The organism is Mesobacillus boroniphilus JCM 21738, from assembly GCF_000517385.1.
Taxonomy (GTDB): Bacteria; Bacillota; Bacilli; order Bacillales; family Cytobacillaceae; genus Mesobacillus; species Mesobacillus boroniphilus.
In genome coordinates this window covers 1-3,859 of record NZ_BAUW01000161.1, presented here as the reverse complement: position 1 = coordinate 3,859, position 3,859 = coordinate 1, and the positions used below count along the sequence as shown (strand labels likewise).

Genomic DNA, 3,859 nt, shown 5'->3' with positions numbered 1-3,859 from the left:
AGCAAGTTAGTTAGCGTATCGCCCAGAAGCGACTTTACTAATATAACATCTAGTGTTTTTTCTGTCAACAACTTTTTAAAAAAATGTTATTGACTGAAAAGCACTTTTGAATTTTCAACCGTCTGCTGCGAAAATGTTTTTGCTGTGTTCCGTAGCGACGGTTATTAATATACCAAGTAATTTTCAATTGGTCAATAGCTATCTTTATTTTTTTAGGATAATTTTTCTGTGGTTTTATAATATCTGTGGAAAATACCTTGCCCTTTTGTTTCAACCTTGACTACATCAAGGATTTTCTTTTCTATCAGATATTCCACAAGAATACCGAGGTCTACAGAATAGGGCGCCAACTCAGGATGAGTCATCAATTCATTGAATGACCAGTGCTCTTTACTCTCCATCACCTCAAGCAAATGCTGGCTGCCTACCTTCGTTCTTTTATGGATCAAGAATTCACTGGCCAAGAATAATAATTCCAACCGTTTTTCAATGGATTCTTCACTGCAAATTAATTCTTCATATAGCTTATATATTTCTGGTTCAATCTGTTTGACTTGATGCCATACTGTAATCTCTGGATGGAAGCCGTTTTCGATTACCGCCAATCTTGCCAAGTGATGAAGCGAATGGACAACATGATTATAAGCATCCAAATAATTAAAGTTGTCAAAGAGTACTTTCCCATCAGAATACCTTCTGATCAATTTGGCAAACTCGATTCCCATTTTGATTTTCCGCCCAAAGAAAGGAAACTCCCTGAGTTCATGCTTTAGGTTGGCAATTCGTTCATTCCTGTCAAAAACAATCTTCCCATTGTACAGCCAATCAAATATTTTTTTGTTATTGCCTATCAACAGCCAATCATTGATTTGTTTTTCTGTAACGATATGCATCGCTGCTTTTTTATCTTCATAAGAGTAATGTTTTACAAAGACTGGTTCATTATTTTCTTTTACTATAATAAGCAGGATGACATCAAATGTATCAGTGGCAGCGATGGCTTTTGGCCTCTTCTCGACCACGACTACTCCTGCTGTATTAGGATGGCTTGCGCGTTCTTGATAAATCGAACGAAGGATATCCTCCATAATAAACTCCTCCATTTGTTTGTTAGCATATATGTTCGACAATTATATAAAATCTCCTGCAATTTCTCTAGACAATTTTCGACATCGACTTAGACTTTTTTATGATTATCTTGCCGCAAATGGTATGATATAGTTAGATTTTAGGGAGGGAAATTCCAATGGCTAAATATTCTAATAAAATTAATAAAATTCGTACCTTTGCGCTGAGCCTGATTTTCATTGGCTTCATCGTTATGTATGCAGGTATTTTCTTTCGCAACTCTCCATTGGTCATGACGATTTTCATGATCCTGGGATTGCTTTTCATTATTGCAAGCACGGCTGTTTATTTTTGGATTGGAATGTTATCAACAAAAACAGTTCAGGTAGTCTGTCCTAACTGCGGCAAACATACCAAAATGCTCGGCCGAGTGGATATTTGTATGTATTGCAATGAACCTTTAACTCTTGACCCAGCTCTTGAAGGCAAGGAGTTTGACGAACAATACAACCGTAAACAACAAAAATAGAACTGGGCTTCAGCCGAGTTCTATTTTTGTTGTTTTTCGTTACCCAGGATGTAAACGAAAAGCAAACAAAATCAAAAAAAGATACTGATAGCTTTTGCCATCAGCAGTTAGATTTAATGAACTTCCTTCGCAGAGCAATCCGGACAAGTGCCGTAAATCTCCATTCTATGGTTACCGACCTTAAAACCCGTTACATGGGAAGCCAAGTGTTCAACTTCGTCAAGTCCTGGGTAATGGAAATCAACGATCTTCCCGCAATTGTCACAAATAACGTGATAATGGTGGGAAGTCACAAAGTCAAAACGACTTGATGCATCTCCATATGTCAATTCCTTCACCAATCCAGCTTCACGGAATACTCTCAAATTGTTATAAACTGTCGCTACGCTCATATTAGGGAATTTTCCTTCAAGCGCTTATATATTTCATCAGCTGTTGGGTGCGACATTGAGTTTATTAAAAACTCGAGTATCGCATGACGTTGCGGAGTAATACGGACTCCTGTATCCTTCAAGGTATCCAGGGCTTCTTTTAACTGACTCTGTACCACCGCCATGCACCTCACTTTACTTAAAATTATAATTCTTACTTTATAATATTTATAAATAGTGTACTAATTTCATTCCACTTTTGTCAATATTGCCACATCACAAACATTTACAATTGCTGTATTCTGGTTAATTTTGATGCAATGTCTGTTCCTTTGACCCCAGATGCATGTTCACATATCTCGCTGCGACAAACAGGAAGTCAGAGAGTCGATTCAAATAGGAAAGGACAAGCGGGTTAACCTCTTCTCCCAGTTCAACAGCCTGGCGCTCTGCACGCCTTGCAACAGTCCTTGCTACATGCATCGCCGCGCCGGCCTGATGGCCTCCAGGGAGAATAAAGTTGGTCAATTGCGGAAGTGCTGCATCCCAGGCATCAATCTTCGCCTCTAGCTCTTCGATGTCTTTTTCCTCAAGAGTCCACTTCACATTTTTCCCTGAAGGTGTAGCAAGTTCAGCACCGACATGGAACAATGCTGTCTGGATTTTATGGAATATTTCCTGCATTTCTTCTTTGCCGCTGAAATACTCGCCATTCAAATAGCTTAGGGCCAGACCAATCATTGAATTTGTTTCATCACATGTACCATAAGCTTCTACACGTTTATCATTCTTTGATACCCTTGTTCCATAAATAAGGGAGGTTGTTCCCTTGTCCCCAGTCTTCGTATAAATCTTCATCTCCTAGTACCCCCTGTCCATGTCAATTACATTAAGGTAATCCGAACTGTTTTTATTATATGTATGCAGATTATGTTTGAAAATTTCAAAAGATCGTGTCAGATAATTTTTGGTAAGGCTTGATATATGCGGCGTTACCGTAACATTCTCCATCGTCCAGAATGGGTGGCTTTCTATCAGTGGTTCCTCGTAAAACACATCCAAATAAGCGTGAGCTATCTTTTTTTCCTGAAGTGCAGCTGTTAAAACATCATCCTTAACTAAATCACCACGGCCGATATTAATAAAAACCGCAGTATCCTTCATTATTTCAAAATCGCTAGCATCAAGAAAATGCCTTGTTTCGTTCGTGCTTGGCATTACGGAAACAATGAAATCCGCTTCCGGCATGGCCTCTCGATAGTTGTCCATCGTAAATATTTCGTCAGCCCATTCAGCTTCACGGCCACTTCGGTTCACACCAATTGTTTTCATATTGAAGGCTTTTGCCAGTCGAGCCACTTCTCCGCCAATTGTCCCTATACCTAGAATAAGCAATGTCTTGCCGTATAATTCTCCCATCGGCAATTTACGCTCCCATGCCTTGGCTTGCTCATTAGTCCACAGGGATCGCATTTGTTTAACATGCTGGAGCATCATGCCTATTGTAAATTCAGCCATCGGAATTTTATGTATACCTCTGACATTGGTAACAAGGATCCCTCGCTTCTTGCATGCCTCGAATGGCATTCTGTCCAGTCCGGCAGACATGACCATGATCCATTTTAATTTATCAGCCTTGAAAATTAGTTCTTCAGTTAAATCCTCTCCATATGTAAGGAAAATTTCCGCATGCAAAAATAATTCTTCCTTAATCCCTTTATGGAATTCAAAGCTGACTTGGGGGAATTCCTTTTTCACATCCTCCTGCAAAGTCTCTGCAGAAGAATTGAGGAGTATATTTTCATTCAAACCATACCTTTCGTTCTATTGTCATATTAATAATTGTATTAATTTTCACTTTATTAAACAACTTACAAGCCTATAAAAATCA

Annotated in this window: 4 protein-coding genes and 1 pseudogene; 1 reads left to right on the top strand and 4 read right to left on the bottom strand. The window is 38.9% G+C overall.

The features are described from left to right. Positions 1–212 precede the first annotated feature (212 nt). Complete coding sequence (locus tag JCM21738_RS21155; protein WP_023625532.1) at positions 213–1,088, bottom strand: nucleotidyltransferase-like protein; 876 nt, start codon at positions 1,086–1,088, stop codon at positions 213–215. Positions 1,089–1,246: 158 nt separating this feature from the next. Between JCM21738_RS21155 and JCM21738_RS21150 the strand changes: the two genes are divergently transcribed. After that, positions 1,247–1,597, top strand: a complete 351-nt coding sequence (locus JCM21738_RS21150) for a YgzB family protein (protein WP_023625533.1) — start codon at positions 1,247–1,249, stop codon at positions 1,595–1,597. Between the two features lie 113 nt (positions 1,598–1,710). Here JCM21738_RS21150 and perR read toward each other — a convergent pair. The 3 genes and pseudogenes from perR to JCM21738_RS21135 all read right to left on the bottom strand — a co-directional run bounded on the left by perR (position 1,711) and on the right by JCM21738_RS21135 (position 3,726). After that, positions 1,711–2,153: pseudogene (gene perR, locus JCM21738_RS21145) on the bottom strand (peroxide-responsive transcriptional repressor PerR). A gap of 121 nt (positions 2,154–2,274) precedes the next feature. Next, positions 2,275–2,826 carry a cob(I)yrinic acid a,c-diamide adenosyltransferase gene (locus JCM21738_RS21140; RefSeq protein ID WP_023625535.1) on the bottom strand — a complete coding sequence of 184 codons (552 nt, stop codon included), beginning with the start codon at positions 2,824–2,826 and terminating at the stop codon, positions 2,275–2,277. A gap of 3 nt (positions 2,827–2,829) precedes the next feature. Continuing rightward, the gene (locus JCM21738_RS21135) at positions 2,830–3,726 is read right to left on the bottom strand and encodes a D-2-hydroxyacid dehydrogenase (RefSeq protein WP_243463119.1); all 897 of its coding nucleotides are present in this window, start codon (positions 3,724–3,726) and stop codon (positions 2,830–2,832) included. Positions 3,727–3,859 lie beyond the last annotated feature (133 nt).

Coding starts and splice junctions, on each gene's coding strand:
- JCM21738_RS21155 (WP_023625532.1), bottom strand. CDS start 1,088: ATGGAGGATATCCTTCGTTCGATTTATCAAGAACGCGCAAGCCATCCT.
- JCM21738_RS21150 (WP_023625533.1), top strand. CDS start 1,247: ATGGCTAAATATTCTAATAAAATTAATAAAATTCGTACCTTTGCGCTG.
- JCM21738_RS21140 (WP_023625535.1), bottom strand. CDS start 2,826: ATGAAGATTTATACGAAGACTGGGGACAAGGGAACAACCTCCCTTATT.